This window comes from Streptomyces kaniharaensis (assembly GCF_009569385.1).
Taxonomy (GTDB): Bacteria; Actinomycetota; Actinomycetes; order Streptomycetales; family Streptomycetaceae; genus Kitasatospora; species Kitasatospora kaniharaensis.
On record NZ_WBOF01000005.1, the window covers coordinates 108,818 to 135,815 of the forward strand.

33 protein-coding genes are annotated in these 26,998 nt (G+C 71.6%); 30 read left to right on the top strand and 3 right to left on the bottom strand.

All coding sequences use genetic code 11. The features are described from left to right. Positions 1–10: 10 nt before the first annotated feature. Together F7Q99_RS42905 and F7Q99_RS42910 are read left to right on the top strand one after the other, a co-directional pair. Positions 11–451 (top strand): hypothetical protein, encoded by a 441-nt coding sequence (locus F7Q99_RS42905; RefSeq protein ID WP_153470729.1) that lies wholly within the window; start codon positions 11–13, stop codon positions 449–451. A 346-nt stretch (positions 452–797) separates the two neighbouring features. Beyond that, positions 798–1,781 (top strand): hypothetical protein, encoded by a 984-nt coding sequence (locus tag F7Q99_RS42910; protein ID WP_153470732.1) that lies wholly within the window; start codon positions 798–800, stop codon positions 1,779–1,781. Between the two features lie 918 nt (positions 1,782–2,699). Here the strand turns inward: F7Q99_RS42910 and F7Q99_RS36680 are convergent. From F7Q99_RS36680 to F7Q99_RS36690, 3 genes are all read right to left on the bottom strand, one after another. Next, the gene (locus F7Q99_RS36680; protein WP_153470735.1) at positions 2,700–4,778 is read right to left on the bottom strand and encodes a hypothetical protein; all 2,079 of its coding nucleotides are present in this window, start codon (positions 4,776–4,778) and stop codon (positions 2,700–2,702) included. Positions 4,779–6,062: 1,284 nt separating this feature from the next. Next, positions 6,063–6,851, bottom strand: coding sequence for a GntR family transcriptional regulator (locus F7Q99_RS36685; protein ID WP_153470738.1), 789 nt, complete (start codon positions 6,849–6,851; stop codon positions 6,063–6,065). 1 nt (position 6,852) lies between these two features. Then, entirely contained in the window at positions 6,853–7,377 is a 525-nt protein-coding gene (locus F7Q99_RS36690; RefSeq protein WP_153470741.1) for a UTRA domain-containing protein, read from the bottom strand. 312 nt (positions 7,378–7,689) lie between these two features. Here F7Q99_RS36690 and F7Q99_RS43530 point away from each other — a divergent pair, with 312 nt between their 5' ends. The 28 genes from F7Q99_RS43530 (at position 7,690) to F7Q99_RS36830 (ending at position 26,985) form a co-directional block, all read left to right on the top strand. Beyond that, entirely contained in the window at positions 7,690–7,881 is a 192-nt protein-coding gene (locus tag F7Q99_RS43530; protein ID WP_195911407.1) for a helix-turn-helix domain-containing protein, read from the top strand. 94 nt (positions 7,882–7,975) lie between these two features. Next, a complete protein-coding gene (locus tag F7Q99_RS36700) occupies positions 7,976–8,134 on the top strand; it encodes a hypothetical protein (RefSeq protein WP_153470746.1) in 159 nt (52 codons plus the stop codon). Further along, positions 8,134–8,418: a hypothetical protein gene (locus tag F7Q99_RS36705; protein WP_153470749.1), complete on the top strand. Its 285-nt coding sequence runs from the start codon at positions 8,134–8,136 to the stop codon at positions 8,416–8,418. The genes F7Q99_RS36700 and F7Q99_RS36705 overlap by 1 nt, the downstream gene beginning before the upstream one ends. Positions 8,419–8,512: 94 nt before the next feature. Beyond that, on the top strand, positions 8,513–8,683 hold the full coding sequence (locus F7Q99_RS36710) for a hypothetical protein (protein WP_153470753.1): 171 nt from the start codon (positions 8,513–8,515) through the stop codon (positions 8,681–8,683). 587 nt (positions 8,684–9,270) lie between these two features. After that, positions 9,271–9,414 carry a hypothetical protein gene (locus F7Q99_RS36715; RefSeq protein WP_153470756.1) on the top strand — a complete coding sequence of 48 codons (144 nt, stop codon included), beginning with the start codon at positions 9,271–9,273 and terminating at the stop codon, positions 9,412–9,414. After that, positions 9,407–10,072: a hypothetical protein gene (locus tag F7Q99_RS42920; RefSeq protein ID WP_153470758.1), complete on the top strand. Its 666-nt coding sequence runs from the start codon at positions 9,407–9,409 to the stop codon at positions 10,070–10,072. Before F7Q99_RS36715 ends, F7Q99_RS42920 begins: the two co-directional genes overlap by 8 nt. Positions 10,073–10,074: 2 nt before the next feature. Then, positions 10,075–10,572, top strand: a complete 498-nt coding sequence (locus F7Q99_RS36725) for a hypothetical protein (RefSeq protein WP_153470761.1) — start codon at positions 10,075–10,077, stop codon at positions 10,570–10,572. A gap of 95 nt (positions 10,573–10,667) precedes the next feature. Continuing rightward, positions 10,668–11,195: a hypothetical protein gene (locus F7Q99_RS36730; protein ID WP_153470763.1), complete on the top strand. Its 528-nt coding sequence runs from the start codon at positions 10,668–10,670 to the stop codon at positions 11,193–11,195. A gap of 141 nt (positions 11,196–11,336) precedes the next feature. Then, positions 11,337–13,844 carry a P-loop NTPase family protein gene (locus tag F7Q99_RS43535; protein WP_153470766.1) on the top strand — a complete coding sequence of 836 codons (2,508 nt, stop codon included), beginning with the start codon at positions 11,337–11,339 and terminating at the stop codon, positions 13,842–13,844. An 88-nt stretch (positions 13,845–13,932) separates the two neighbouring features. Further along, the gene (locus tag F7Q99_RS42925) at positions 13,933–16,191 is read left to right on the top strand and encodes a hypothetical protein (RefSeq protein ID WP_153470769.1); all 2,259 of its coding nucleotides are present in this window, start codon (positions 13,933–13,935) and stop codon (positions 16,189–16,191) included. A gap of 249 nt (positions 16,192–16,440) precedes the next feature. Next, entirely contained in the window at positions 16,441–16,647 is a 207-nt protein-coding gene (locus tag F7Q99_RS36745) for a hypothetical protein (RefSeq protein ID WP_153470772.1), read from the top strand. A gap of 45 nt (positions 16,648–16,692) precedes the next feature. Further along, the gene (locus tag F7Q99_RS36750; RefSeq protein ID WP_153470774.1) at positions 16,693–16,833 is read left to right on the top strand and encodes a hypothetical protein; all 141 of its coding nucleotides are present in this window, start codon (positions 16,693–16,695) and stop codon (positions 16,831–16,833) included. Between the two features lie 689 nt (positions 16,834–17,522). Then, positions 17,523–17,831: a hypothetical protein gene (locus tag F7Q99_RS36755; RefSeq protein WP_153470777.1), complete on the top strand. Its 309-nt coding sequence runs from the start codon at positions 17,523–17,525 to the stop codon at positions 17,829–17,831. Positions 17,832–18,009: 178 nt separating this feature from the next. After that, positions 18,010–18,405 (top strand): hypothetical protein, encoded by a 396-nt coding sequence (locus F7Q99_RS36760; protein ID WP_153470779.1) that lies wholly within the window; start codon positions 18,010–18,012, stop codon positions 18,403–18,405. 210 nt (positions 18,406–18,615) lie between these two features. Beyond that, a complete protein-coding gene (locus F7Q99_RS36765) occupies positions 18,616–19,260 on the top strand; it encodes a hypothetical protein (protein WP_153470782.1) in 645 nt (214 codons plus the stop codon). Beyond that, a complete protein-coding gene (locus F7Q99_RS36770) occupies positions 19,257–19,490 on the top strand; it encodes a hypothetical protein (protein WP_153470785.1) in 234 nt (77 codons plus the stop codon). Before F7Q99_RS36765 ends, F7Q99_RS36770 begins: the two co-directional genes overlap by 4 nt. A gap of 205 nt (positions 19,491–19,695) precedes the next feature. Continuing rightward, positions 19,696–20,004, top strand: coding sequence for a DUF7739 domain-containing protein (locus F7Q99_RS36775; RefSeq protein WP_153470788.1), 309 nt, complete (start codon positions 19,696–19,698; stop codon positions 20,002–20,004). A 98-nt stretch (positions 20,005–20,102) separates the two neighbouring features. After that, positions 20,103–20,354, top strand: coding sequence for a hypothetical protein (locus F7Q99_RS36780; protein ID WP_153470791.1), 252 nt, complete (start codon positions 20,103–20,105; stop codon positions 20,352–20,354). Positions 20,355–20,633: 279 nt separating this feature from the next. Beyond that, on the top strand, positions 20,634–20,855 hold the full coding sequence (locus F7Q99_RS36785; protein WP_153470795.1) for a hypothetical protein: 222 nt from the start codon (positions 20,634–20,636) through the stop codon (positions 20,853–20,855). Continuing rightward, positions 20,852–21,193 carry a hypothetical protein gene (locus F7Q99_RS36790; protein WP_153470798.1) on the top strand — a complete coding sequence of 114 codons (342 nt, stop codon included), beginning with the start codon at positions 20,852–20,854 and terminating at the stop codon, positions 21,191–21,193. Before F7Q99_RS36785 ends, F7Q99_RS36790 begins: the two co-directional genes overlap by 4 nt. A 417-nt stretch (positions 21,194–21,610) precedes the next feature. Then, entirely contained in the window at positions 21,611–21,811 is a 201-nt protein-coding gene (locus F7Q99_RS36795) for a hypothetical protein (protein ID WP_153470800.1), read from the top strand. 71 nt (positions 21,812–21,882) lie between these two features. Further along, complete coding sequence (locus F7Q99_RS36800) at positions 21,883–22,818, top strand: AAA family ATPase (RefSeq protein ID WP_153470803.1); 936 nt, start codon at positions 21,883–21,885, stop codon at positions 22,816–22,818. A 137-nt stretch (positions 22,819–22,955) separates the two neighbouring features. Further along, positions 22,956–23,291 carry a hypothetical protein gene (locus F7Q99_RS36805; RefSeq protein ID WP_153470805.1) on the top strand — a complete coding sequence of 112 codons (336 nt, stop codon included), beginning with the start codon at positions 22,956–22,958 and terminating at the stop codon, positions 23,289–23,291. Positions 23,292–23,588: 297 nt separating this feature from the next. Continuing rightward, the gene (locus F7Q99_RS36810; protein ID WP_153470808.1) at positions 23,589–23,933 is read left to right on the top strand and encodes a hypothetical protein; all 345 of its coding nucleotides are present in this window, start codon (positions 23,589–23,591) and stop codon (positions 23,931–23,933) included. A 63-nt stretch (positions 23,934–23,996) separates the two neighbouring features. Beyond that, entirely contained in the window at positions 23,997–24,722 is a 726-nt protein-coding gene (locus F7Q99_RS36815; protein WP_153470811.1) for a hypothetical protein, read from the top strand. Between the two features lie 216 nt (positions 24,723–24,938). Continuing rightward, positions 24,939–25,205, top strand: a complete 267-nt coding sequence (locus tag F7Q99_RS36820) for a hypothetical protein (RefSeq protein WP_153470814.1) — start codon at positions 24,939–24,941, stop codon at positions 25,203–25,205. Positions 25,206–25,531: 326 nt separating this feature from the next. Continuing rightward, entirely contained in the window at positions 25,532–26,128 is a 597-nt protein-coding gene (locus F7Q99_RS36825; protein WP_153470817.1) for a hypothetical protein, read from the top strand. 116 nt (positions 26,129–26,244) lie between these two features. Beyond that, the gene (locus F7Q99_RS36830) at positions 26,245–26,985 is read left to right on the top strand and encodes a hypothetical protein (protein WP_153470820.1); all 741 of its coding nucleotides are present in this window, start codon (positions 26,245–26,247) and stop codon (positions 26,983–26,985) included. Positions 26,986–26,998: the final 13 nt, after the last annotated feature.

A 26,998-nucleotide genomic window follows, 5' to 3' on the forward strand; every position in this document is an offset into this window, starting at 1 on the left:
GGGAGGCACCATGACGTCACATCGAACCGCGCCGGCCGGCAGTGATCCGGCGCAGGGCATCACCGCCCTGATGGAGGCCCGGTACCGGGACCACGCCGACTTCGCCGCCCTGATCGTGACACCGGAGGAGGCGCCGCAGGCCGTCCGTGCGGCGGTCTCTCAGGTCGCGGGCTGCTGGCAGGTAGTCCTGTCCGCGCCCGATGCCGCGGCCGCGGCCTGGCAGATCCTGCGCGCGGCGCTGGTGGCCCGGGCCGCGCCGCAGGCGCTCGCGCCGGTGGCGCACCTGAGTGCCGCTCAGCAGGACCTGGTGCTGATGCGCCACGTCCTCGGCTGGTCCGACACCAGGATCACTACGGTGACGGGCCTCGACCAGGCCGCACTCGCGGCCGCGACCCGGGCGCTGACCGGCACCGCGAAGCCGCCCACCGCGCACGTGCCACGCCAGGGATGACGCGTGCGGCCACGCGCCCGTCACCCTCCCGGACGACTGGCCGTCGGGGCGGTGCGCTGACCGCGGGCACTGGCGGCGCGGCCGGGTGCAGGTCGCACGCCAGCAGGCTGAACCCCACGGGCGGCCGCCGCCCGTTCGACACGCCGCCATCGGTCGTTGCCATGACGCCCCGAGGCACCTCATCCTGGGCTCTGGCCGCCAGGCGGCCACGCCGCGCGGGAATCCGGCCTTCCTCCCGCATCCCCCGGTCGAAGCATCCGTCGACGCGCCGGTGCCACCTCTGTGCGGTACGACTTCCTCACCTTCACCCATCACGCCGGGCCGGCGGCGCGAAATGGGATACTCCATGGCAACGTCCGCCAAGCTCCACCACCTGGCCCGCCTGCGCTCGGAACTCACCCGCGAAAGCCACCAGACTGCCGTCCGGGAGCTGAGCGCGCTCGGCCCGGCCGCCAGGCCCGTCCCCAGCGCCGCAAGCCCCGCCCAGGAACAGCTGGAGTGGTGGATCTTCTTCCACGCCGCCTGGCCGGCCGAGATCGTCGGCACGCCCTTCGGCTTCGAGCGCGTCACACCACGCCCCGACGGACTGGATCTCCACCTTGCCAGCAGCGACACATACCTCCAGTGGCTCGTCTCCACGCTCCTGCCCACCGTCCATGGCGAACAGCTTCACGGCATCCCGGGCCTCCGGCTCACACGGGACCGCACCGGAGCCCCCATCTTGCTCCTCGCGGGAACGACCGCCCAGGTCCGGCTGCGCGGCATCACCGCCGCCCTGTGGCGCCAATGCGTCGAGCTCGCCCGCCAGGACTTCGCCGACGCCGGCCACCAACCCCTGTGGAACGCCCCCACAGACACCATGACCGCGCTGGAAGCCGAGCACGCACCGTGGTTCGACCACACCAGCGCCGGCCCCCGCCCCTTCCGTCTCGCCAGTGGCCTGCTGCGCCGCATCGGACTGTTCTCCGCCGCCGGCGCCACCGCCTGCCTCACCGGCTGGACCACCGCAGGCGCCATCCACGAAGGCTGGAAGTTCGACTTCGAGTTCATCCCCGGGCACCGACCGGACCATGACCACCTGCTGCGCCTGCTCACCGACCCCGACGCCGGACTGCCACTCCGCGTGGCCGGACGGGGCTGTGTGCGGTGCCCCGGCCCCGACGCTTCGTGTCGGATCCAGCTGACCCCGATCGACGGCCTGCCAGGGGGGATCACCATGCTGTTCCACTCCACGGACGAGGAGGTCGTCCAGGCCTGGGAGAGGCACTGGCCTGGGGAGTTCGCCCGGATCCGTTCGGGCTGGAACGCCAACTGCGTGCCGAACCGCTGAATCGCCCCTGGGGTCTGGTGGGCTGCCGCGCCGGCGTCCGCGCGGGCCTGCCGGACGCGGGTGTTGTCCTACTGACCCGCGTCGGTCTACAGGATGCACGCTGGCTCCTGGTCGGCCCCGGCCGCCTCCTCGGTCAGGCTGGTGGCAGGATGACCTCGGCGCCGCGCTCCTCACCTGGAGCCGGCGTTGCGACGTCCTGCGGGGTGCCGTGCGACGGGGCAATCCCGGGATCGCACGGTGTCCCAGTTCGGCCCCCGGAATCGGCCAGGTTCTGGTCGGCCGGAACGGGCGCGGCTGCGGCCTGGGAGCGGGCCCGCAGGGGGACGCAACGCCCGCACGTCCTGCGTGTGCAGAGCTCTGCCGGCGGGTGGTACGGCCATCCCCGCCCTCGCCACCGCTCGACCGCGCAGAGGGAGTCCGGGCGGGGCTGGGGGATGAGCCCGAGGGCCTTACGCGTGGCTGCCCGGGCTCCGGCGAGCGCGCCGTCCTCCTCGGGCTCCCTCATCAAGCGGAGGGCGAGTTCGAGCTGCTGCTGGGCCGCAATGAACTCCGGGACCTCCGTAATGGGCATGACCGCACCGCGTTCGCGGTCTGCAGCGGTCTGCTCGGCGCGCCATGCGAGGAACTCCGGGTCCTTGAAGGGGTCGTACCAGGTCACGCTCGCGGTATCGGCAAACCGGTCCCCCGCCTTAAGGCTGTCGTGAACCAGCCGCCCCGATGGCGACTGGAGTCGCTGGCGTCGGCGCGTCCGGCACGGTTGTGGTGCGGCTGGTGACGGACGCCGGGGCGGGGGGACTGCGGCGTCCCGGAGTTGATCAGGGTTTGCGGGGGCAGCGACCGAAGGCCCGTACGTGGCCGGTGCTGCGGTGCCCGGGTGGTGGGCGACGGTGTGCGGGTGCGGGGGAGTGCGGTGGGTGCTCATGCAGTGCCGCCGAATGCCGTGACGGTGGCGAGCGCGGCCTCGTATCGGGAGACCGTGCCGCCTTCCTGCGGTTGCCGGAGGGCGCGGGTGCGCTCCCGCAGCTGCTCCACCGCGCGATGCCGCTGGCCATAGAGGTGGTGGGCGGTGTGCCAGCGGGCCTCGTGCGCGGCGGCGGTCACGGCGTCGCGGAGGTCCTCGGTTGAGCGGTACCGGTGCCCGGCCCGCCGAACAGCGTCGGAGGCCTGCTTCGCCTCCTGCTCGGCCTCGGGGCTCTGCGCCAGGAGGGCCAGGGCCTCCTGGCGGTAGTCCGTGGCCCGGTTCTTCGCCGCGAGCATGTCGCTGTTGGCGACGGCGTGGGCATCGAGGCCGAGCTCCCGGGCGGGTCGGGCGGCGAGCATCGCAGTCCGCATGCCGTCGCGCACCTGGCGCGTCAGGGCGTTGACGGCGTCCCGGTCCCGCAGGTCCACCGTGGTCAGCGCCGCGTTGACGGCTTCGGTGATCGCCGCGCGGGCCTCCCGGCGGCACCAGCAGATCCCGCACAGCCCGGCCGACCGCTCGGCACCGCAGTCCGCACACGGCACCGCGACGCGCTCCTCCTCAGCCGCCGCAGCCGCGGCCTCCCGCACCGGCCGGTCCGCCTCATCGCGGAAGCGCTGCTCCTCGGCACGCCGACGAGCGGTCATCTGCTGCTCGGCCTTGACGAAGGCGTGCTCCCGCAGACGCTCCTCGATGGCGCCCTGGCGGTCGGCGTAGTCGGCGCCGGGCATTCCGGCCAGGGCCTGTGCCACCACGGCAGACCGGGTCGCCCGGCGGTCCGCCAGGCGCATCTCGCACGTGTCGCACAGCGCCCCGGTGTCGAGGCGGATGCCGTCGTCGCACGAGGTACGGGCGCAGACCTGTTCCTGCGGCAGACCGCGGCTCAGCAGCCACCCGACCGGATCGGTCACCAGCGCGGAGCCCTGCTGGCGATCCAGGCGGCGGGACAGCCGTCCCGCCAGCACCTCGGGGGCCGCCTCGCGGCCGGACCACATCGCGATCCGGCGCAGCTCGGCCCACACCCGGCCGGCCACGAACTCCCGGGTGGAGGTGCCGTTCAGGCGCTGCCACAGGTCATCGACCGGAGTGAGTGCCACCCGCAGGGCGTCCGGCAGGCCGAAGACGGAGCCAGCCGACCGGGGCGAGCGGGCTACGCCAGGGCAGCCGCCGCCCAAGACGACCGGAACCGTGGCAGCAGCGATCTTCGGCTGTTCCCCGCGAAGCGGGCCGACGCTCGCACCGACGACGCCTGGGCCTGGCCGCAGTGGCCCGCCCTCGCGCGCGCCCGCATCGCGCGTCACCAACGTTTCCGCTACGCGGGAACAGCAACCAACAACGGAGAGATGCCTGTTCACACGTGCCTGTTGAGAGTGGCCTGTTAGTGGAGCCGCCGCCAGGGGGGTTTCCGGAAGCCGATCCAGGGGGGTCTCGGGAGCCGAATCGAGGGGGGTCTCCTCGACCGATCCGTCACCGAACAGCGCCAGCTGACCGGCACACACCCACTCCCCGACGACGTCCTCCAGCCCCACCACGGCATCCGGGCGGGCCGACTGCCGGGGCTGCGGGAACAGCCCGAGCTGCACCGCCACCCCGCTCAGCTGCGCCGGGTGCACGGTGTACTTGAACGCCCCGCCGCGGCTGCCCACCCGGCTGACCCAGCCATCGGCGACCAGGTCCCGCGCGGTCGTCCGCGCACCCTCAGGCGTCATCCCGCAGGCCTCCGCCAGCTGCGCGGCAGAGACGGCCTGGCCGAGGTCGGAGCGCACGCTGATCGCGCAGTAGACCTTGAACCGGTGCCCGGACAGGCAGTTGCGGGCAACCGCGGAGACGGTGACGGCGAGCTCGTCCTCGGCGACCGGCCGGACCCGGCGGGCGAGCGTGCCGGTGGGGGCATGGTGCTCGGACAGCACCAGCTCGCCCTCAACCTCGCGCAGAGCGGCCGCCACGGTCTTCTCGTGCAGGGCCAGGCCCAGCGCGATGGTGCGGTTCGCCGCCCAGCACGCCCCGTGCCGCCGGCCGTAGTCCGCCACCGACGTCACGGTCCGGATCGTGTCCCCGGTGTACTGCCGCAGCCACCGAGCCGGGAACCGTGTGCGGAACCCCAGCTGCGCCGGCCGAGCACCTGGCCCTCCGGTCGCGGTGTCCCTCGGTGGTGCATCCTCGGCGGCGGTGTGGGGGGAGGGGAGAAGTTCTGCTGCCGTCGTCACCGGTCACCCCGGGGCACGGCGACAGCCCCAGCGCCCGCGACGGGCGACAGGGAGACCAGCGATCCAACGGTCGTGCGGTGCTGTCGCACGACCGAAAACAGGTGGTTTCGAGCGCGCGTGGGCATGCCGAACTGGCGAAGGGCAGGAGCTTCCTGCATTATGTCCTCGTTCTCAGGACCCAGCTGAGGGCACACAAAAGCCCCGAGCGGGCGACGTGTCGCGAAGATGGGATCGGCCGGACCTCCCCGTGGCAGGGGAACCGGCCAGCACTACCGACAGGCCTGGGCTAAGGCGGTCGGTGCGCGGTGACGTGAGGGACGCGAGTTCGGCGGGTGGTTACGGCGAACCGACAGTCCCGGGCGGTGCAGTAGGCCCCTTTAGCAAGGGCCGTGAGGGCACCGCCCCCCAAGGGCTAGGCCATAGCCATCACCACCGCGATATTCCGACGGCATACCCGAAGCCGCGGAGGCTGGTGGGTCACCAGGGACTCCTCGCGCCCCGAGGACGTCAGACCCCGATGAGCAGCTCGTAGGCACCATGCCACGTCGAGCTGCGGAAGGGGCGACGAGTAAACCCCAGCGGAGCGCCCACGAAGGCGCTCGACGCGGGGAGCCAGAGAGCCGCCTGCCGTGGTGCTGCCCCGGGTCGGCATGGCGATACGCCAAAACGCCCAGCCGCTGTTGCGTGCTGGGCCGCGACTACGGGTACGCTGGTTCACAGCGAACCGTCTCCATTCTTCTAAAGAGCGGTCGCGACGAGCACCGAGGCCCCCCTCTCACAAAGGGCCTGGTCTCGACTGGGGACCGGCTAGTCCTGGGTACCAACGGTGATTTCCAGCACCGCGGACAGCCGGTCCCACTTTTTTGTTTTGGGTCCTGAGTGGCAGTCAGATGTTTCCAGGCATCATCCAGCCAACTACAGGGTGCTTGTGATCCTAGACCCTCCGCGACCCTCCGCCGACCTCCATTGGCGGGTGTCGGAACGTCTTCCGATCATGCGACTTCTGGTTGAGGCCGTCAGCCAACCTTGCTTGTCCTGACACGTCGGCCTCGATCATGCTCGGCTGACGCTACATCCATTCGCAAAAACCAGCAAGGTTGACCGGCGGCTGCGCCCTCAGAACTCGTATTGAAGCTGGTACAGGTGTCCTGCCTTCACCATGATGGTCACCTCGATGACTTCGCCCTTCGTGCTGCGCACCACCCGGAAGGTCCGCAGCACCGGAATGAGTTCTCCAGGCAGTTGCAGTGCCTTGAACTGTTCCTGCGTTGGGATGCAAGCCGAGACGAGGTCGACCGTTCCCCCCGGCGCCGGCGAGTGACCGAGCTCCGCGAGGAGCGTTGGCGTTCCGCCCCGGATCTTTCGGCGCTCCAGCAGGGGAGTCCCTGCGGCGATCGAGAGGGGGTAGTAGGAGTGGACCAGTTCGGCCGGCTTGTCATCGAGGTACAGGATCTGGCTCCGCAGCCCGACCAAGGCCTTGTCTGGGAGGCCGAAGGCTGCGGAGACCTGCTTCGGCGCCGTGACCTCCCCGACGTCGAGCAGTTCGCTTGAGGCCCGGTACCCCTGCTGCTCGGCCTCGGTGATCCACCGGTACGTCTCACCTGGTGCAGCCGGCGCTGAGTACGCGGCAGGAACCATCGTGCGGCGAGGCTTGGCCGTCACCGTCACGCCGGAGCCAGCGCGGGAGGTCACGAGCTCCTCGGCCTTGAGTACGCCGACGGCCTTCTGAACAGAGGCGTTCGAGGCATCGAACCGTTCAATGAGCTTCCCGGTGGAGGCCAGCTTTGTGCTCGCGGGCAGCTCTCCCGTGAGGATCTCGTCTCGCATGTCCGCCGCCATCCGCTGGTGGATGGATCGCGGGTCCTCGCGCTCCGCCTTCCTGGGCCTGCCCTGTTCAGTGGTCATGTCATCCCGTCCGCATCTCGTAGCGCAGGCGCTGGTGAAGCGCCGAGGCAACCATCACGTCCACCCATATCGGCTCGCCAGCGTCGGTCGCATAAGTCCGGTACACAACTAGCACCCACACACCGTCGGCCAGGTCCAAGGCCGTCCGCTCGGGCGTCGTGGGCGGCCTCGACTCGACCTCCTCGACGACACAGGGCGTTTCGATCCCGAGCTCGCGAAGGACTCCTGCCACCCCTCCCTTGACCTTCGCCGGCAGCGCCAATGCCGTGTCGGCGGCAACGTCACCCCGGAGGTACGAGTCCGTCAGCTCCACTGGCGCGTCGTCGAGGTGCACCGCGCGCCGGCGGACTACGACGGGAGACCCCGAAGGTATGCCCAGGAGAGACGCGACCCGCATCGGGGCCGGGACCAGCCCCGCTTCCACGATGCGATGCGTCCCCCGCCGACCTGCGCCGGCCGCCTCCTGCTCCCATGCCGTACCAGGCGCTTGACCACCTGTGTAGTGCGAAGAGCTGCTGGTCCACATGCCTGTTTGTCCCCCATCCCTGACGCTCCAACCTTGCTGCTTTCCAGATTAAGGCCAGGTACGAAGCGGGGAGCGACGCGCCAAGCACCACGCGAAGCTTGCTGCTTTTCGCGAAAAGCAGTATGGTTCTGGTGTTGGACGAGCCAGCAGGGAGAAGGCATGGAGGCCGACAACTCGGCGCCCGTGGACTTGCCTCGCAGGAGCGTTGTGGTCCGTCTCGGAGATCGCTCCGGTACGGCTCGCCGCTGGAATCGGGCATGTCGACCGCGAGAGAACCCCAAGGGGGACCCCGCGGCCGAGGTGACGGCGAAGGTGGCCGCGACGCTGCTCGGAGTGCATGTCGCCACGGTCTACCGATACATGGAGCGCGGCGTTCTGTCGCACAGGCGCCTCGGGGCGGAACCGCCGACGGAGCGGGGCACCGGGAAGCGCGGCGGAGCGATTCGCATCCCGCTCGCGGCCATCGAGGAGATGCGCCGGGTTCGGGGTGGCGTCGCCCGCTGACTGACAGTCACGAAGATCAAAAAGAAGAGACCTCGGCTCCGCCTGGACAGCTGTCGCCGAGGTCTCAAGAACCAACTCGCGAGGAGTGATTCACGTGCACATCTTGCACCATGACCACCACGGCACGCCCCCCGGGGCCGAGAACTGGCTCGCCGGCAAGGTCGAGAGCTGGAAGCAAATCCAGACGGAGACCGGCCAGATCCACGACCAGGCGGAGCAGCTTCGCCAGGGGTCGGCGGGAGGTGTGTCCTGATGGGCCGCCGCATCAGCGCTGCGAAGGCGTACCTCGGCTTCGGGTCCTCCTCCAGCTCGGGGGGTAGCACCTCCGACTCGGCGACCCGACGCCGCGGCTGGTGGTCCTCCGACCCGGCGGCCGACCTCGCCAACCATCGCACGGCGCAGGTCAATGTCCCGGCCGCGACCTACAGCGCGGGGCAGCGGGTCTTCACGCCCGATCCCTATGTCGGCGGCGGCGATCACTTCACCCGGAACTTCGGCGGACCGTTCACGCCGAGCGGGGACGGGGGTGCGCAGTGAGGCTCCAGTACATCTGCCGTGCCTTCAGCAATGGCTCCGGCGACCCCGCGGACAACCCGCCGAAGAACCCGCCGGCCGGGAAGGGGGGCAAGTGATGCGCGTCTTCGCTGTCGGCAAGATCACCGCTCGCAAGCCTGCGGTCGGCTCGGTGAGCCCTGAGGCTATCGGCCTGTTCGGGAAGCCGCAGCCCAAGCCGGGCCCCGACACCGTCGCTTACCGCCGTCTGCGCGGTAAGCGCGGCGGTAGCGACCAGCCCGCGAAGTAGTTCCCCGCAGTTCGGTATCCCGCCGCCTGTCCCTCGGAACCGCTCTGACATGTACACGTCCAGAGCGGCGCCGGGGGTGGTGCGGCGGGCCCCCAAGGGCCCAGCACCTACCACCTTGCCCGGAGGTCCGGCGGAAGCCGCCCGAAGGAAGCGATCGTTCCTCCCCGCCCCGGGCTTCGGCTCGACGGACAACTCCACAGCGAGTCAATCGAGTTAGGCCCCACAGCCGTGAGCGTGACACCGCGCGGGGAGCACCACGACACCTTTGTGATGTCAGCACTTTCGGCGCGGGGCCCGCCTCCCCGTCATCCAGGCGCGATCGACCCGGCAGCCGGCCGGGCGGTAAGCGGCCATCACGTCCCGTTGGCACCGGGGCGCAGCCGTCACGTACCCCTCGATCCACCCGCACCACCCGTTCGACCGGTCGCCGTCGGCCCTCCAGGCCGGCGGCGCCACCCCTTCGCAGCCCCGAAGCTGCCCAGGCCCACCGCAGCCTGGCCCGGCGCCAGCGCCGAGGTCGGTGCGGAGGGCGCGGGGAGCCCCGGAGCTGTCCGGCCTACCAACTGCCCACCCAGGAGGAGTTCGCGATGAGCGAGAGCAACCCCCTGTTCTGGATCGTGCTGTCCGGCGGAGCCGCCTTGCTCCTGTGGGGCCTGGCGATCGTCCTGGACCACTACTTCTTCACCCCTTACCTGACCCGGGTCAACCGAGAGGAGGACCGCCATGGCTGACGACCCGATCACCCCGACACGCATCGACAAAGCCGGTGAATGGAGTACGGCGGGTAACTCCCCGCCGTCCGGTTCCGTCCCGCCGCCGCGGCCCGGCGGCGGGGACATCCCGCCTTCCGCACCGCCCCCGCCGAACAGCCCGCCGCCTCCGCCGCCGTCAGACCCGCCCGGCGCGTTCGGCGGTGACGACGCCGAGGAGCCCTGGTGGTACCGAGGCGGAGGACGCGGTGGCGGGGGCGGCGGTGTCGCCACGGCGCCAGCCCCCATGCCCGCCGCACCACCCGCCGCACCGCCCGTCGCGATGCCGCAGCCGATGTGGGACCCCGCGATGATGCCGCCGATCAACGTGATCGTGAACTTCCCGGCCCCGGCGCCGCCGCCCCGATTCTCCCTGCGCAGGCTGCGACCCGCCTGGAACGGCAGCGCGGCGATCGCCGCGCTGATCCTCGTGCCCGTCACCAGCCGGGTGCTGGGTGTGGAGGACTACGGCGTCCTCTACACCGGGGCCGTCCTTGCGGCTGTCGGTGAGCTGGTCGCCGTCATGAAGCAGCGGCGCAGCGGCTGGCTGGTGCGGGTGTTGTCCTTTCACGTGGGCTTCGCGGCGTTTCTCACTCCGGTCGGGCTGCATGCCCTCAGCTACCCGCTCACGGGGGTCTGAGTATGGGCGTCACCCCTGCCCAGCTGTCCTTCGGAGGCCTGGCGCTGTCCGGCGCGATCCTGATCACTGCCGCGATCCGCTGGTGGCGAGCGGGGTTCCCGCTGCCCGGCGTCATCACTTTCCTCGCCGGCCTGCTGATGGGTCTGCTCTCCGCCCTGTGCACAGGAGGCCTGCTCGCTCTGGTGGCGCGCAACCTCGTCAAGGCGACGAACAAGCTCGGCGAGGCGGCCGCTGGGCGCGGATCCTCCCAGCTGCTCGGGCCCGCCCAACCGGCAGGTCTCAAGGAAGGCGGCGGAGTCGCCGTCGCCCTGCTGCTCGCCACGCTGATCGTCATCTGGAAGTGCTGCGACAACACCCTGCGCCGCCAGATCGGCTGGGGCTCGGTCGTCGGCACCTCCTTCGGCCTGGCCAGCGGCGTCTCCGGACTCGCGGCGATCACCCTGATCCCCTGGCTCAACCACGCCGGGGACCAGGTGCTGTTCGCCTGGCAAGTCCACTGAAACCCGCTGCTCACACACGGTGCCCGCCGCCCGAACCGCGGCAGGCAGCGGCATCTCGCACACCCACCCCGATCCCAAGTGGAGGAGAACACCTCATGTGGAACGTTCCCGCGACCAGCCTCACCATGGGCGGTCTGCTGGTCGGACTCGCGATCCCCGTCTGGCACGTGACGCGGTTCGGCGGCGCCCACATCAAGAACCACAAAGCCATCCTGAAGAACTCGACCGAGCTCGTTCCGCTGGCCGCCGGCATGGCCTACGGCAGCCTGGCCACCGCCACGACCAGCGGGCTGATCGGCGCCTTCACCGGCGCCATCACCTTCCTCGGCAACGGGGCCGGCTCGTTCGCGATGTGGGGCCTCACCGGCGGCACCACCACCCTCAACACCCGCGCCAACCCCCTGGAGCTCGACGGCGCGGGCAACATCGTGCTGCTCCTGATCACCGTCGCGGTCATCGCCGCCTGGAAGCCGATCCCGCAGGAGGCCCGGGCCCGCATGCGCGTCGGCATGGTCTCCGGCATCCTGCTCGGCCTGTCCGCGACGCTCGGCGGCGTCGTCGCAGCGACCATCATCCCCGCCGTCAACAACGCGGGTGCCGCGCTCGTCGACGCCATCAACTGACGGCCTACGCACGCCCGGACGCCATCGGTCGCCCATGCTCCGCACCGCCTTCGCGTGCTGCGGACGTGGGCGGCCGTCACCGCCCGGCCCTGTGCCGGCACCACCCCCGAAGCTCCCCGACGTCCCCGCTGGAGGAGGACCGTGACCACCCACCTGCCCGAACCGCTGGTCATCGACGCCGAGTTCGTCGACGACGAAGAGCCGAACCCGATCCCCGACGAGGAGCGCGGAACCGAGCGCCGCCCCGGCCGGGCCGCTACGGCCGCCGTGTTTTTGGCCCGGGGCACGGTCCGGGTCGTCGTCCGTAACATCGCCGCCACTCGCACCGGCCTCAGCGTCTTGGTGGCCGAACGCGGTGCCTGGCTCAACGGCGGCAAGCTCAGCGAAGCGCACCTGCGCACCCACCTGCTGAACCGCCGCTACGCCCAGTGGCAGTCCGCCCAGAAGACGGCGGCCGCGAGCCTGGTCGAGCAGGCCAAGGTCCTGCAGACGCAGGCCGACACCACCACCGCCCAGGCCATGGCCCTGCAGACGCAGGCCGCCACCGCCGTCGACCGGATCACCAAGGCCGCCAGCGGGACGGACCCGATGAAGGCCGGGCGCCAGGCCGGGGCGGACCGCCAGGCCGCTGCCAAGCTGCTGGAGGCCGCCGCCGAAGACCGGGCTGCCGCCGGCAAGCTGCTGGCGGCAGCCCGCGAGATAGAGCAGCAGCTCTACCTCGGGCACTTCGAGCCGAACGAGCTCGAACTGGCCAGCCACCGCCGCCGGGTGGCCAACGGACGCCGGTGGCGGACGGCGGCCCTGTGCCTCGTGGTGGGATTCGCCGAGCTCCAGATCGGCCCGCTGCTCATGGAGATCACTGCTGCTGGGGTCCTCACGGCGGCGTGGGCCAAGGGCCGGTTCACCGGATGGCGCTCAGCCGATCCCGAGATCGAGGCCCTGAAGTACCAGCCGGACACCGGGAAGAGCACGGTCGCCGCCGGCCAGAGCGCCGACGCCCCCGCCGCCCCGGGTCCGGATCCCGCACAGCCCGGCGCCACCCACAACGCCGCGAGCCCCGGACCGGCCAACGCCCCCGCCGACGAACAGCACGCCCCCGCCGACGCCGACGAGCCGGACGAGGAGATCGTGCTGCTCAATGCCGCGCTCACCGCCGCAGGCCTGCTGCCGCCCGCCCGCAGGGGCAAGCTCCCGCTGGGCGTGCAGGTCATCGACGCCCCGGACTACTCCATCGGCAACGGGTTCGTCACCACTGTCGACCTGCCGGTCGGCGGCGGAAAGCTGGTCAGGCACGCCCTGGCCAAGGCGGACGTCATCGCCGGTGAGCTCTCCGTGCCGGTCACCCAGCTGGCCATCCGGGAAGTGCCCGCCGCCGAGGGCGGCCACGGGCGCCGGATGCAGGTCTGGGTCGCCGACGAGGACCCCTACCTGGCGGTGGGTCACGACCAGAGCCCGCTGGTCCTCGCCGCTACCTGGAATTTCTGGGGCGGTGTCCCGTTCGGCAAGACCATCCTGGCCGAGCGCCGTTCCCTCCTCACGCAGTTCGCCGGCGGTTTCACCAGCATGTTCTTCAGCGGCATGATGCGCTTCGGCAAGAGCTTCGCCATGCGCGTCGCGGTCGCCGCCGCCCTGCTGGACCCGGGCCTGCGCCTCTACCTCGCCAACGGCAAGCAGGGCGCCGACTGGAAGTCGGCCAAGAAGGTCGCCCACCGCTTCACCGAGGGCACCGGCGAGGAAGACCTGGCCCGGTTCGAAGCCATGCTCGACGAGCTGGTCGAGGACATGGAGCAGCGCTACCGGGACTTCGGCGACCTGGACGTCTCCCTGGTGCCCGAAGGACGCCTCACCCCCAAGCTGGCCCGCCATCACGGCATGCCGATCCTGCTCGCGGTCATCGACGAGCTCCAGCTCTACCTGCTGGCGATGACCCCGAAGCGGCGGGCCCGCGCGCTGGAGAAGCTGAAGAACCTCCTGCGCGGCGGACCTGCGGCCGGGGTGTTCCTGATCTGCGGCAGCCAGCGACCCGACGGCGAAGAGGTCCCGACGGGATTTCGCGATCTTTTCGGTGTCCGGGTCTCAGTGCGCTGCCCAGACAAGCGCTCCAGCCGGATGTGCCTGGGCGACCTGGCCTCCGACAACGGCGCGGACTCCAGCGTCCTGACCGAGGATCACGTCGGCATCACCGTCGTCGCCGTCGGACACCGGTGGGAGATCCTGTCCACCGACTTCCTCACCAGCGCCGAGTTCGACGAGATCTGCGAGCGAGCCCGCGCCATGCGCGAGCGCGACGGCACGCTCACCGGCGACGCCGTCGGCGACGTCCGCATCACCGAGCCCACCGGCATCCGCGCGGTACGCGCCTGTGTCGACGCCCTGCGCGAACTCGACACCGACCGCGCCACCATCGCCCTGCTCGCCGCCCAGATCGGCGGCCAAGACGAGGAGCCGGACGAGGACAACCCCAACGCCAGCCCGGGCGAGTTCGCCGGTATCACCCCTGACGTCCTGCGCAAGCTGCTGAAAGACGCCGGTTGCGGTAACACCGTCAGCCTCGGGGCCGTCGAGGACCAGCGCAACGCCTCCGGCTACAAGCTCTCCACCTTTGAAGGTGTCCTCAGGGCGGCCAAGGCCGCCCGGGACAGCCACTGACTCTCGCCCCCTCGGGGTCGTCCTGCCGGTGCTCCGGCCGGACGGCCCCGCTCCTTTCCCCGGCCACCCCCCAGAACGGGAGAACACCATGGCCCGCACCAACGCCCGCCGTACCCGGCCCGCCGCCAAGTCGACCCCGTCCACCCGGTCCAAGCCCGACGCCACGCAGCAGGACCCTTCCCCGCCCACCGCCGAGCAGATCCTCGCCACCGCCCAGGCTCAGATCGGAGAGCTCCTCGCCACCGCCGAGCGCAACGCCGGCGAGCTCCTGGCCCAGGCCGTCGCCGACGCCGACCGCCAGATCGCCACCGCCACCCAGTGGAGCGAGGAGTCCGAGCAGCTGCGCGCCGAGGCCGCCGAGAGCGCCGACCGCCTGACCGCCGCCGCCGACCGGCAGGCCGAGCAGATCCTCGCCGCAGCACGCCGCCAGGCCGAGCACATCACCACCGAAGCCATGGCCGCCGCCGATGTCGAACGCGACCAGGCCACCGCCGAAGGCCACGCCGCAGCGGACCGCCTGGTCGAGGACGCCACCCAGCGCGCTGCGCAGCTGCTGGAGGAGGCCGAGACCGCCGCTGGCAAGGTGCGCGCCGACGCCAACGACGAGGCCAAGGCCTTGGTTGCCGCGGCCGAGGAGCAGGCCCGCACCCGCGCCGCAACCATCGCCGACGAGGCGCAGGCGACGGCCAACCAGCTGCTGCGCAAGGCCGAGCGCGACGCCGAGGCCACCGGCAACCGGGCCGCCGACGAGCTGGCCGACGTCCAGGCGCGCATCGAGCAGGCCAAGGCCTACCTGACCCAGGTCTGCGTCCGCGCCGACGAGGCCCGCGAGGGCGCCGACCTGATCGTGGCCGAGCGCCACCGGCAGGCGAGCCGGATCCACCTGGACGCGATCACCACCGCGGAGGCCACCCTGGACAGCGCCACCCAGACGGCCGAGGAGATCCGCACCACAGCATCCGCCACCGCCCGCAAGATCCTGGCCGACGCCGCCGAGGAGGCCGACCGGACCCGCTGCGAGGCCGAACAGCAGGGCGAGCACGTCATCGAGACCGCCCGTGCCGACGCCGACGCCATCCGGCTGGACGCCCAGGACGACGCGCGTCAGCTGCGCGAGCAGGCGCAGGCCGAGGCGGTGGACATCCGGAAGGAAGCCGCCGAGGAGGCCGACGCCATCCGCTCCCGCGGCATCGAGGAGGTCAACCGGCACCGGAAGAAGGCCGAGGAGAGCATCGCCGGAGACAGGCACGCTGCGGCCACCGCGAGGGGCAAGGCAGAGGGCGAGGCTCAGAGCATCCGCAACAAAGCCCAGAAGGACGCCGACAAGCTCGCCTCGGACGCCGAGGAAGCCGCCAGCAAGGCCGAGGCCCGCGTCCAGCAGGCCGAGTCCAAGCTGGAGGAGCTGCGGGCGGAGCAGCAGCGCCGGGAGGCGGCGGCGGAGGCCCGGCACAACGGCAGGTTCCGCCGCGCGATGCGACGGCTGTGGGCGCGCCGGCCGACCCGGCTGGAGATCGTGCTGTGGTGCGGGGTGGCTTACACCGCCCGGCACGAGCACGACCTCGCGCAGATGGCCGGGGCCGGCGACTACCTGGCCTGGGCACTCGCGATCTGCGTGGACGTGTGGCTGGTGGAGGCCACCCGGGCCAAGGCAAAGGTCGAGACCCGCATCGCGCTCACAGTGGTCACGATGTGCCAGATCGCCAGCCTGCTCGCCTCCCTGCACATGCTCGGCGTCGCGCCGGACGCTAACGGAGAGTGGCAGATCCAGTGGGCACTGGCAGTGCCGCTCGCCATGGTCGTGCCCATCGTGATCTGGCGCGTCCACGAACTCGAAGAGCACGTCAAGGCCGCGCGTAAGCGTGCTCACGATGAGCGGAACACGCCGGAACCCGCCAGCGGCCCGCTCATCCCGGACACGGTCGGCGCTCACGAAGGCGGCTCCCCACGCCCGCCGGTGAGCGAGTACGAAGCCCCCTCCGCTCACCCGGTCTCGCTTCCCGCACAGGCCGCTCACGGCGCGCGCTCACATGAGCGCGCGATCTCTGCAGATCAGGAGGGTGGTAGCGCTCACCCTGAGCGGCCGATGCGCGCCCTGGAAAGCGGCGACGCCCACGACGCGCAGGTGCTGAGCGCCAAGGCGCTCTTGATGAAGCGCAAGGCCGCCGTTCGCCCGCTCTACGACGCCCTCCGCACGCGCCCGACCGCGAAGCAGATCTACGCGGTGCTCACCGCCCAGGGTCTGCTGAACGGCACTGAGGAGGGGACGCGCGGCACCTGCCAGCGCGTGCGCGACGCGATCGAGGCCGACGAGCCGGGCCTGCGCCCGCTGAGCGGCGCTCGCTCTTAGTAACCGGAAAACGCTCGGCCCCGGGATGAAGGAGACACCCCGGGGCCAGTCACCCGAAGGTGTGGCGCACCGGTCTCGTCCCCGGTGCGGCCCCGATTCTTCCGTACCGCTCACCCCGAGCGCACACACCCGCCCGGCCGCTCAGCCCGGGCCCCGCCCCCGCACCGCAGGCCCGGCACCCAGCCGGGCCGGGCGCCGGGGCGGAGCCGGGGCCGGCCGACCGGCCGAACCCGAGCAAGGAGAAGCACCATGCAGCCCAACTCCGCTACCCCGGGCGCCGTTACGGCGCCCTCCCGCAAGATCGGCTCCGGCACGTACGTGCTCTACCGCGACATCGACCTCTACCTGACCGGCGACCCGGCTCACACCAAGATCTGCCGCGTCGTCGACGACCGTGGCCACGCCCCGGAGGGCCACCTGCTCCTGGTCGAGCTGGAGACGAAGGAGCTCATCTAGTACGCGCCGGTCCTCTACATCCGCCCGTTCGACGCGGCGGAGTTCATGACCGACATCGACTCCGCGTCCTTGACCCTCGTCGACGAGGGCCTGCTGGTGTCCGCCGCTGCGGCCTGGCTGGTCACTCAGCGTGGCCGCATCGAGGGTGCCGGACAGGGGATGGAAGCACTGCCCGCCACGGCCTGACTTGGCGTGGCAGGCCCCCTTCGGGGGCGGCCCGCCACCCGCCGGCACCCGGCCCCGCGAGGGTCTGCTGGTGTCCGCCGCTGCGGCCTGGCTGGTCACTCAGCGTGGCCGCATCGAGGGTGCCGGACAGGGGATGGAAACACTGCCCGCCACGGCCTGACTGTCGCTCGCGGACCTCCCTCGGGACCAGCCCGCCACCCGCCGGCACCCGGCCCCGCGAGGTCCAGGTGCCAGCCCTCCTAGCGCCGAGCAGGCGGCCCCGAGGCCTGCCTGCTCGACCTGCTAAACCACAGGTCAGTAGCTAGATGTGGCTGCTCTGTGGCTGCTCGGAGGCTGCTCTCGACCTCCCCCGCCACCGGCAACGGAGCAGCCGGGAAGCAGGCCCAGAGCAGCCTCAGAGCAGCCCGTCGAGCAGAGACCGGCCCTCCGGTGAACGCCATCTGCCGACTGCCGGCCAGCCGCCGGGCACCCGAACCGGCCAGGCCAAGACAACTCCGCAGAGTCATCGGACGCTGGGCGGTCGACCAGCCCCCACCGTCCTCTTTCCGGTGCCCGCAGGGATGGAAGGAAGAACCCCTTCGGTGAACCCGATTCGTCGCCTGCAGCGGCGCCGTGCACAGCGCCGTGAAGACGCACTTCTCTCACGTTCCGTCACCTGCCGGGCCGACGGCCGATACCGGCCGGAAGCCGTGATCCACTGCTCCGCCGTCCGCTGGCGGGTGATCGTCGAGGCCTTCCGTGGGGACTTCGCCATCCTCGGCCGGATCTACGAGCCGGACGGCACCCCCATCCCGGGATACGGGCCGCTGCCTGTGCTGCGCCGGACCATGCACCGCCTCGCCGCCGAGGACGGTGCGCGGGTGCGCGTCGACCTCGGTCCGGCGGAGATGGGCATCCTCGTGCACATCGCCCGGACGGTCGGCGACGAAGCGCTCCTTGCGGCGCTCCGAAGCGCCGTCGCCAGTAGCGCCTTCCCCCTGTGGATCGCCCTCGACTGACCGGGCCCGCCCGGCGCCCGTCCCCTCGGGCGCCCCCTTGCGGGACGCGATCCTCCCCGCTACCCGGGGCCGGCGAAGCGACCGCTTCCCGCCCCGGGACTCCGCCGGTGGTGCCCTCTCGGTACCACCACTCCGCAGCACCCCACCCCCTCTTTCACCTCTCACAGGAGAGATCGCCATGCGCGACTGGAACACCCCCGACCACCACGTTGCCGACACCGAGCGCGGCACCCTCCGCTTCACCGACGGCACGCAGCTGGTGATCGCCGACTGGCAGGTGACCGAAGAAGCACCCGACCGTGACGGCCTCGTCCGCACCTCGATCCGCGGCTGGCTCACTAACGGCTCCGGCTCCGGCCGGCTCGACGATCCCTACACCAAGCCCATCAAGGCCGGTCCCGCCCGCCTCGTCACCACCGAACTGCGCGGCCGCGAGCCCGTTCGGGACCGCGACGTCCACATCGGCTACCACCACCCGGGCAAGCCCCACCCGAACACCTGGGACCACGTGGGCTGCCTCGTCACCGTCGCCTGGAACGATCGCCTCCCGGACAGCCCTGGGGCCCGTGGCTGAGCCGCACAACCGGCTCCGACCCGCCCTGCCCGCCGCCTCTGGGGGCCGCAGGCAGGGACCGTCTCTCGAACGGGACACCACCGACGATCTCGCCCGCCCCTGGTGACAGGAGCACCGTGCGCCCGCCACACCCGCAGAGGGTGCGGCGGGCGCACGTGCTCTGCGGCGACGGCCGCCGACCGGGCGTGCACCACATCACGAGGAGCACCCTTGAACACCGAGACCAAGACCGCCGGCGACCGCGACGAGGCCGCCGCGGCCGTCCTGACGGGCAGCCACGAGAAGCGTGGGGCCCGCGGCGTGGCCGCAACCGCTGGCACCGCGCAGCAGGCCGAGGAGGACAACCGCCCCGGCTGGGTGACCCTGCCCCCGGCCCGCAGCGGCGCTTCGCGGGTGCTGCACCTGCCCGACTTGCCGTCGACCTACACGATGGCGGTGGACTTCGACGGGGTCCTGCACCGGACGGACCACCGCGGCTGGATGGGGGGCGAGGTCTACGGCGACCCGGTCCCCGGCTCCATGGAAGCGCTCCAGGAGCTGATCCAGGATTACTGCATTTTCGTGCTGACAGCGAGGGGCAGGCGGTTTCACCAGGCCGTCGCGGAGTTCGTCACCCTGCACTCCGGCATCCGCACGGTGGTCGACGACTATCGGCCCGACCAGGAGTACTGGCTGGTGCCCGGGACCATCCTGGTGACGAACCGAAAGTTCGGCTCGGCCGGACTCATCGACGACAAGGCCGTGGAGTTCAGGGGGAACTGGGCGAAGACCCATGCCCGGGTCCGGCACCCGGAAGGGGTCGGTGCGTCCCGCCTGGCCGTGCTGCGGCAGCACTTCCCAAAGACGCCCTGGTGAGGGTCCCCTGCCACCTGATCGCGGGCGCCTCCCAGGCTGGGCCCGCCGTGACCAGGTTCTGGTCGGCGGCCCCGGCGGCGGCACAGCTGGCCCACTGCTGCGGGTGCCCGCAGGCCGGCATCGCGGGAGCCCTCGCCGTACTGCTGGTCGCCGCCGGTGCGCTGATGCACCGTCCGCAGACCGACACGGTGTCCTACGCCGGCTTCGACCAGCCCGGCCCGCCCTCGTAACAGGGCCCGCCCGTGTCCCGGCCGCTCGCCCCGCTTGGGACGCGGGTGCGCCGACGCTTCCGGCAGGCGTCCGCCTGGCTTCGCGTGGCGGACCGGCGCGACCCTCGAAGGCATTGTCCGAGTATGCATTCTCTGGACATGCATACCCTGACAATGCATACTTGGCGAGGCGGGAACACCTCCCGCTCCACCGGAGGGAACGATCATGGGCATCCACTGGGGCGAATACACCGGACACCGCAGCTGCCGCACCACCCAGCAGCTCGCCACGCGGCTTCGCCTGGCCGGCGTCGGCGACACCGCCACCATCCGGACGTTCCTAACCGCCCTTGACGGTGACTACCGCGACGCCCTCACCTTCACGCCGAGCCAGGCCGAGCAGATCAAGTACGCGCTGCACCTGGCCGTACGCCGGATGCGCTGGTTCACCCTCCCGGGCTGGAGGCGCCTGGCCATCCTGCTCGCGAACGACGCCGAACACGCCGCCCACAACGGCGGCTGGACCATCGAGTGACCACCACGGCGCCCGCGTCGGCCGGCGACAAGGCAGACTGCGGGTATGCATCCAACCGGAATGCACACCCGCAGTCACCCGACCGCCAGGAGCACCTCATGGTCCAACCCGACAAGGAAACCCGAGCCGACGGCCGCAGGCTCATCGCCGAGCTCAAAAAGCAGCGCGACCAGATCCACAAGGACGCCGACGACGCCAAGGCCGACGCCGACGCCGCGATGTGGCGCGGCATCGACGAGGTGATCCGAAGCGGCAAGGCCATGCAGGTCGACGCCGTCAAGGAGACCGGCTACACCCGCGACCACGTCCTCAAGAAGACCAAGCAGTACCGCGACACCGGCGAGGCCTGACCTCGCCCGCGCGTCCACCGGCACCGGCCGGCACGGGCTCAAGACCCAGGACGCGCGCCATCCGGGACACCAAACCCGGAGAAGCCTCGGGAGGAAACCGCGAGCCCCGCTCCGGCCCCCGGCCTCGGCTCCATTCTCTCTGCGCACCCGCGCATCCAGTCCCGACCGGACTCCGCCAGCCGCTCACGAAGACACCACACCGTGACACGGCCGGGAGCCGTGTCCGGCGAACTCCCCGGCGAACGCCACCCACCACGCTCCATCAGCCTGGAGGACCCCATGAAACGTCTTGCCCTGATGCTGGCCGGCACCGTGCTCGCCGGCGCCGTCGCCACCGGCTGCGGGCCGGCAACCTACCGGCCCGCGAACCCGGCCCCAGTACCGCACCGGCCCTCGCCGCCGCCCAGCGCCACCGGAACCGGCGTGAACCTCAGCAAGACACCCGCCCCGCCCGCCGGACAGGCCAAGCCGTCCACCCCGGCCCGAAACGGCGGCCGATGAGCAGCCCCGAAGGCGGGAATCCCGACACCCGCCCGCACCAGCGGGTGCGGCGCGTCCTGCGCTGGTCCGCCTGGTGCCTGCTGGTGCCGACCGCCGCCGGGCTGCTGTACGCCACGTTGCGCGCCGAGTGGCAGCTGCTCAACGGTCCCTTCGGGCACAAGGTCCTCCTCGTGGCGGTCCTCGGCGGGTGGCTGCTGGTTCGTCAGCTCGCCCGCGCCGGTGAGCTCTCGCCCGGGCTGACCCGGGTCGCACGGAGCTGGGTCCCGCCGTCCATGCTCCTGGTCGCCCTTGCCGATTGCCTCGCGTGGCCGCACGGTCTGATCACCCATCTCTTCTGACCTGTTGAAGTCCCCGCCCCGGACCGGTGAGCAACCACGTCCCGAACGCGCTGTGTGCCACCGGTCCCGGAACGGCCGCGGTAAAGGCCGCCGCCAGCAGCACGACGGTCGGGCATGACGGCCGTGCCGCCTGCTTCGCCGTTCCTCGGCCGGCCCGCTCACGAACACGAAACCGTTCGACAACCCGCGCCCCCGCTCCGGCACCGCGTCGGACCCGCCCGCGCGGCCGAAACGGCGCCTACTGCATGTGCAACGCGGCCGACCAGGCCCAGCCCGACCTCGCCCGTGCCGAGGCCGCGAAGGCCTCCGAGGACCTGATCGCCCTCGTGGCCGGCTGCCTCAGCCCTCCCTGACCAACTCGCCGTCGTCGCGGTGCCAGTTCCGTGCACCGCGTCGACGGCCCGACCCGGAGACCCCATGGCCGACACCCCGCACGACCTCAGCCTCACGGACCTGGACTATGCCGCCACCAGGCGCGATCTCGCGGACTACCTGCTCCACCAGGCACTGATCTGGGACGCGGCGCCGCACGACCGCCTCGAACGCAAGGTAAGCGCGGCCGACCGGCGGGCCCTGGCCCCAGTGGACCGGGCCCTGTGGCCGCCGGCCCGCACCTGACCCGCCGCCGCCCCACGACGCGAAACCCCTCCCCGCACACCCGGTACCACCGACACGGCCAGGAGGCCCCCATGGACCCGACCACCGCCCGCGCCACCACGCAGCCCAGCGACGAAGGCCAGCCTGACAACCACCCGGACATCCCGGACCACTTCGCGGTGAGCGACGCGACTGCCCGAACTCTGGCCGAGCTTGACCTGCCCAACCCGTGCCTGCTGGTGCTCATCGGCGTTCCCGGCGCGGGCAAGTCGGCCCTCGCCGAGGCATTCGGCCCGGACGACGTCCTGAGCTCCGATCAGCTGAGGGGCCTGGCGACGGGCGACCGCGCGGACCAGAGTGTCAGCACTCTCGTCTGGGAGGTCCTGCTCACCTTGCTGGGGTCGCGGTTGGCCCTGCGTCGCAGCGCAGTAATCGACGCCACGAACGCGGAGCAGCAGTTCCGCCAGCCCCTCCTCGCCCTGGCCGAGCAGCACCGAGTTCCCGCAGTGGCTCTCGTCGTGGACACGAGCCTCGACGTCGCGCTGGCCCGTAACTCTGCCCGGCCGCCCGGCCTGCGGGTGCCCGACGACTTCATCCGCGACCAGTACGCACAGATCCTCGCCGACCTGCCGGGCCTGCAAGGCGAGGGCTTCGCCGACGTCCTGCACACGCACCGGCTGCCGCTGATCGCCAGCCTCCTGCGCCGCCAGCGCGAGCGCGAGGAGCAGCACGCCGGAGTCGAGGCCGAGGCCCGCGTCCTTTTCGGTGAGCCGGTCGCACGGCTGTTCACGTGGGATCCGCCCCTTCACAACGGCAGCATCTACGGCACTTTCCCCGGCCCGGGCGGAGCCGTCACCATCAGCTACACCCCGGGCGCCAGCCCCTGGGGCGGCTTCGAGGCCGAGACCGTCTGTCCGCACTGCGCGGCCAGCACGTGGACGACGGTGTCCAACGCCGCCGGCCTGCAGGCCGTAACCGACAGCGCCGCGACCGCCGAGCGCAGCTGCTGGCGCTGCACCGCCCTCTGACCAGAGCGCCATCCGCGATCCCACCGCACCGGGCAGCCACACCCACTGCGGGCACCGGCGGCACGAATTCCGCCGGCGCCCACGCTGCCGACCAGGCGCCCGGTGCGGGCCCCGACCCAGCTACGGAGCCCCCCGAGATGACCGACCAGCCCGACCTCGCCGCGCTGCGAGCAGCCGCCCACCACGAGATCCAGAGCGCCGCCCGCCGACCGCTGCCCGGCACCTGGCGCACGGTCCGCTTCGACGGCCTGACCGCAATCGCGCCCACCTGCACCACCGACCACCGCGGCCGCACCCCGATCCTCCCCACCGTCGAGGGAATCTACGACTGCTGCCCCCAGCCGTGGATCCGCGTCGGCTACCCCGCCGTCACCCAGCTGCTCCTCGCGCTGCTGAACCCGGACGGCCGGGTCACGGAGCGGAGCCCCCACACGGGCCCGCTCAGCGACGACCCCACCGGCATCTGGACCTGAGCGCCCGAAGCACGCCCCGGGCGCGGCCGATGCCCGGCTGCGCCGCCCGACCCCCTTCCGGGCCGGTCATCAACGTGGGACCGGGGCCCGGTCCCACGTTGATGACCGGACGTCACGCAACCGTGACCAGGCGGTGGTGCCCGCATCAAGGAATCCATCAACGTTCGCGGTGTACCAGATACCGAAGCCCCACTCCCGCGTCCAGCCCGCCCCAAGTGGACCTACGCGGCCCGCCCGTCAGTACCCGCCCAGCCAAGCCGCCACAGACCCCGTCACGCCAACCCACAGGAGCAACCCATGGCCACCGCCACCACCCCGGACCGCCTCCTCGCCGACGCCGAACGCTCCCTCACCGCCGCCCGCATCGCCGACAAGATCCTCAGCCACCATCCCGCGCTGCCTGTCGAGCTGATCCACGCCTGCGGAACCGACGGCGTCGGCGACACCACACCCCTCCTGGAGCTGGTCCTGGTCGACGGCGCTACCCGCGCAGTCGCGGACTGGGCCAACGCCGTCGGTACCGACGTCATCGTCACCCAGGGCGGCCTCATGTCCGCCGAGCACCGCGCCACCGCCGAGATCGACGGCGTGACGGTCTGGGTCACCGCCTACGAGCCCAACGACGACGGGCCCGAGGACTGACAGAACCCCCGGCCAGCACCCACCAGCAGTACGCCACACACACACCCACCACGGAGATTCCCAATGACCGACACCCTGCGCACCCGCCTCACCCGCACCGCGCTGGACACCGCCGACAACATCGCCACCGTCACCGCCGCCGCCGCGACCGGCCTCACCACCTACCGCGCCCTCCACACCCGCCCCACCGAAACCCGCATCACCGCCGCCCTCGCCACCGGCACCCTCGCCGCCCTCCTCACCGACCAGACCATCTACAAGGTCCTCGCCCCGTTGCGCCGCCGCCTCGGCGTCGACTACCGCGGCCTGGCCCCGGAGGCCGCCCCCGCTCCGACTCCGCAGCAGCTGGCCGCCGACCTGGTCGCCGACGCCGCGCAGCGCGCCGCCTCCGGCGCCTCCATCCTCGACTACGGCTGCGGTTCCCTCACCAAGACCGACAACTGGGAAGGGATGGCGGACGGCAGCGCGAGGTGCGAGATCACCTCCACTGCGCACCTGCTGTCCGTCCCCAGCCCCACCGTCCACGACGGCTACCGGAGCCGTACCTACCTGCTCGTCCAGGACGGCGAGCAGCCAGTCCAGGTCCACAGCATCGGCGACCTGGTCGCGCTCGTGGGCGGCCCCGCCAACGGCCTGCCCGAGTCCCCCGGCGCCGAGGACAACGACCCGTGCTCCGTCCTCGGCGAGGATCTCGCCATCAAGGAGTTCCTCCCCGACAGCCGGACCGACGGCGAACCCGCTGACGACATCGACCAGGAAGCCGAGGCCTGCGCCGACGGCCGCCCGTAAGGAGCAAGTCCCCCCGTGCGGTGTGGACCAGCCCATCAGGGGCCGGTCCACCGCCACCTGAGGGCTCGACCGCACCGACTGCACCACAAACGCGACGAGCGGCCTGTGCCTCGGCGGCATCGTGAGCGACAGCCTCGGTCCCGTCCCGTGCGACGACGACCCGCGGAACACCGGCCCCAGCGCTGACCACCACCCCGCCCCACCCGGAGAAGACGCGTGCCGTACGACCACTGGACCAGCAAAGCCGGCATCACGGCCCCCTGCCACACCGCCCGCGGCCCCGGCGGCGAGGAGTACCTCGTCCCCGGCTGCGCGGCCAGGGCCAACGATCCGGATGCGGACTGCACGTGCGAGGACTTTGAGCAGGCCGCCCGGCGGAGAATCCTCGTGCTGGAGGCGGAGATCGAGAAGTACAAAGGCCTCTACCAGGGCCTCTGCGAGGACTACCGCAAGGTACTGCAGCAGGGGCGCGGGCGCGCTTGAGTGTCTGCGGACCCAATGTGGAGCACAGGAGGTCCGTTACCGACAGGTGGCGGGCCTCTCGCGTTCCAGGGTTCGTGGTCCTGCTCGCGGGTCGGGTTCCGGGCCGGGAGTCCCGCCATTACAGGCCCAGTGACTGAGGCCACATCCCCAGTGCCCAGGGGTGGGCAACCTCGCGACGTCGTGAACGTCACCATCAGACCTGAACGACGGAGCCGCCTGCACCCGCCAGGCACCTGTACAACGGCCCCGCGGTGGCCGGGACTTCCTGGCCGGACAGCCAGCCACCGCGGGACCGCCCATCGTCCACGAGGAACGAGGAACCCATGATGTCCCAGACCCGATTCGGCGTCACCAGCCGGGCCCTGAAGTTCGCGGCGCTCGGTGGACTGCTCTCCACCACCTTCGAGGCTGTTCACGGACTTGCCGACCAGTGGTGCCAGCTCAGCCGCGACGCCGTGCTCAAGGGCCTGCACGGCACCACGCGCGTCCGGCTCGACGGCACCGTCGCCACCGAGGCGGACATCGCCGACCCACACGTGCGCACGGTGAAGGCCGGCACCCTCGGCTGGCTGTGCGCAGCTCGCCACGGTCTCACCTACAGCGGCGTGCAGCTCACCGCCGGGGTCGCCGTCACCCGGGCCCTGGGCTACCGGCTGCCGGCGCGGGCCTGGCTCGCGGGCACCGCCATCACCCTGGTCACCCACACCGTCATCGACCGGCGCCGGCCGTTGACCGCGGTTGCCCGTTGCCTGGGCAAGGGCGGTTATCTGGAGACCGCCACTGTGGTCCGCACACCGGGCGAGGCACCCGACCATGGTGGGCCTGGCACCGCCCTGTTCGAGCTTGACCAGGCAGCGCACCGGGCCCTGGGGGTCCTGGCGGCCGTCGTCACCGCTGTGGTCGCCCGCCGCGGTGACCGCTGACCGCCGCCGGCGCCCCTGGGTGGCGACCTTTCAGTCGGCACCACCGCACGGACGGCCGCCCCGGATCAGCTTCCGAACTTCAGCATCGTCGTACAGCTTTTAGAGAGGACGTCCACATGACAACGCACGACACCGTCGGGACCGGCCAGCAGGGCTACGCGCAGGACGCTGTCACCGGGCGCTTTTACGAGAATCCCGAGTTCGCCACCGCCATCAACTCCGGGACCGTGGAGTACGAGCTGCCCCACCGCGGAGAGATCACTCAGGTCGTCTCCACCGACCTCGGACCGTTCGGCCGCACCAGCGTGCTGGGCGTACTGCGCGAGACCTGGTTCGGTGACCAGTCCAACCAGTGGATCGTCTTCCCGAACCTCCAGGCCGCTCTCGCGTGGAGCCGGAGCACCGTCGCCCAGTGGCTGCGCGAGCACAACGGCACCTACTCCAACCAGCACTTCGCGGTCTGGCACGGGACGACATGGTGGAGCGTGGAGATCGACCGGTATCGGCAGCGATACACCGTCGTGGTGGGACTGGCGCCGGGCGTCATGGTCGAGTGCTACGACTCCAAGGCGGAGATGCCGGACGCGCACGAGCCCCGGGCGCTCACCGAGGCCCGCGGCTGGGCACGCGTCGTCGAGCTTCTGCCCGTCGGCCGCGAGGACTGGCCGTGGGGCATGGCGAACGAGCACGACCAGGTGCTCGCTGCCGTGGAAGCCCTGACCGCCGAACGGGAGGAACAAGCCGCTGCCGAACAGGAACGCAAAGCCGCCGCGGCGGCCGCCGCGATCGCGGCTGCCCGGCCCACTCGCTGGTGGGCGCGGCTCTGGGCCTGGATCACCGCCGCCCGTACCGCCTGATCCTCGTCCAAGT

Coding starts and splice junctions, on each gene's coding strand:
- F7Q99_RS42905 (WP_153470729.1), top strand. CDS start 11: ATGACGTCACATCGAACCGCGCCGGCCGGCAGTGATCCGGCGCAGGGC.
- F7Q99_RS42910 (WP_153470732.1), top strand. CDS start 798: ATGGCAACGTCCGCCAAGCTCCACCACCTGGCCCGCCTGCGCTCGGAA.
- F7Q99_RS36685 (WP_153470738.1), bottom strand. CDS start 6,851: ATGACCACTGAACAGGGCAGGCCCAGGAAGGCGGAGCGCGAGGACCCG.
- F7Q99_RS36690 (WP_153470741.1), bottom strand. CDS start 7,377: ATGTGGACCAGCAGCTCTTCGCACTACACAGGTGGTCAAGCGCCTGGT.
- F7Q99_RS36705 (WP_153470749.1), top strand. CDS start 8,134: ATGGGCCGCCGCATCAGCGCTGCGAAGGCGTACCTCGGCTTCGGGTCC.
- F7Q99_RS36710 (WP_153470753.1), top strand. CDS start 8,513: ATGCGCGTCTTCGCTGTCGGCAAGATCACCGCTCGCAAGCCTGCGGTC.
- F7Q99_RS36715 (WP_153470756.1), top strand. CDS start 9,271: ATGAGCGAGAGCAACCCCCTGTTCTGGATCGTGCTGTCCGGCGGAGCC.
- F7Q99_RS42920 (WP_153470758.1), top strand. CDS start 9,407: ATGGCTGACGACCCGATCACCCCGACACGCATCGACAAAGCCGGTGAA.
- F7Q99_RS36725 (WP_153470761.1), top strand. CDS start 10,075: ATGGGCGTCACCCCTGCCCAGCTGTCCTTCGGAGGCCTGGCGCTGTCC.
- F7Q99_RS36730 (WP_153470763.1), top strand. CDS start 10,668: ATGTGGAACGTTCCCGCGACCAGCCTCACCATGGGCGGTCTGCTGGTC.
- F7Q99_RS42925 (WP_153470769.1), top strand. CDS start 13,933: ATGGCCCGCACCAACGCCCGCCGTACCCGGCCCGCCGCCAAGTCGACC.
- F7Q99_RS36745 (WP_153470772.1), top strand. CDS start 16,441: ATGCAGCCCAACTCCGCTACCCCGGGCGCCGTTACGGCGCCCTCCCGC.
- F7Q99_RS36750 (WP_153470774.1), top strand. CDS start 16,693: ATGACCGACATCGACTCCGCGTCCTTGACCCTCGTCGACGAGGGCCTG.
- F7Q99_RS36760 (WP_153470779.1), top strand. CDS start 18,010: ATGCGCGACTGGAACACCCCCGACCACCACGTTGCCGACACCGAGCGC.
- F7Q99_RS36775 (WP_153470788.1), top strand. CDS start 19,696: ATGGGCATCCACTGGGGCGAATACACCGGACACCGCAGCTGCCGCACC.
- F7Q99_RS36780 (WP_153470791.1), top strand. CDS start 20,103: ATGGTCCAACCCGACAAGGAAACCCGAGCCGACGGCCGCAGGCTCATC.
- F7Q99_RS36785 (WP_153470795.1), top strand. CDS start 20,634: ATGAAACGTCTTGCCCTGATGCTGGCCGGCACCGTGCTCGCCGGCGCC.
- F7Q99_RS36790 (WP_153470798.1), top strand. CDS start 20,852: ATGAGCAGCCCCGAAGGCGGGAATCCCGACACCCGCCCGCACCAGCGG.
- F7Q99_RS36795 (WP_153470800.1), top strand. CDS start 21,611: ATGGCCGACACCCCGCACGACCTCAGCCTCACGGACCTGGACTATGCC.
- F7Q99_RS36800 (WP_153470803.1), top strand. CDS start 21,883: ATGGACCCGACCACCGCCCGCGCCACCACGCAGCCCAGCGACGAAGGC.
- F7Q99_RS36805 (WP_153470805.1), top strand. CDS start 22,956: ATGACCGACCAGCCCGACCTCGCCGCGCTGCGAGCAGCCGCCCACCAC.
- F7Q99_RS36810 (WP_153470808.1), top strand. CDS start 23,589: ATGGCCACCGCCACCACCCCGGACCGCCTCCTCGCCGACGCCGAACGC.
- F7Q99_RS36815 (WP_153470811.1), top strand. CDS start 23,997: ATGACCGACACCCTGCGCACCCGCCTCACCCGCACCGCGCTGGACACC.
- F7Q99_RS36825 (WP_153470817.1), top strand. CDS start 25,532: ATGTCCCAGACCCGATTCGGCGTCACCAGCCGGGCCCTGAAGTTCGCG.
- F7Q99_RS36830 (WP_153470820.1), top strand. CDS start 26,245: ATGACAACGCACGACACCGTCGGGACCGGCCAGCAGGGCTACGCGCAG.